General features: G+C 66.2%; 1 protein-coding gene. It reads left to right on the forward strand.

Annotated features, from left to right (window positions below; translation table 11 throughout):
- A partial coding sequence (locus BST17_RS28560; RefSeq protein WP_133053623.1) for a cadherin-like domain-containing protein occupies positions 1-597 on the forward strand: 597 nt, incomplete at both ends.

Raw genomic sequence — 597 nt, forward strand, 5'->3', positions numbered from 1 at the left:
ACCAATTACCACGGCACCGACACCTTCACCTACACCGTCACCGACGGCACCGCCACCTCCACCCCCATCACCGTCACCCTCACCATCGCCGCCGTCAACGACGCACCCACCGCGACAACCGGACTCACCGGATCCGGCGCCGAAGACACTCCTCTCACCGGCACACTCACCGGCACCGACATCGACGGCGACACCCTCACCTACGCACTGTCAGGCCAAGCCACCCACGGCACCGTCACCATCAACCCCGACGGCACCTGGACCTACACCCCCACAACCAATTACCACGGCACCGACACCTTCACCTACACCGTCACCGACGGTGCACTGATCTCCACCCCGGTCACCGTCACCCTCACCGTCGCAGCCGTCAACGATGCGCCAGTCGGCAGCAACACCGCGGTCACCGCCGTGGAGGACACCACCACCGGCGGCACACTGACCGCCACCGACCCCGACGGCGACACCCTCACCTACACCCTCGGCAACCAGGCCTCCCACGGCACCGTCACCATCAACCCCGACGGCACCTGGACCTACACCCCCACAACCAATTACCACGGCACCGACACCTTCACCTATACCGTCACCGACGGC

Origin of the sequence: Mycolicibacterium bacteremicum (assembly GCF_002086115.1) — a bacterium.
GTDB lineage: Bacteria > Actinomycetota > Actinomycetes > Mycobacteriales > Mycobacteriaceae > Mycobacterium > Mycobacterium bacteremicum.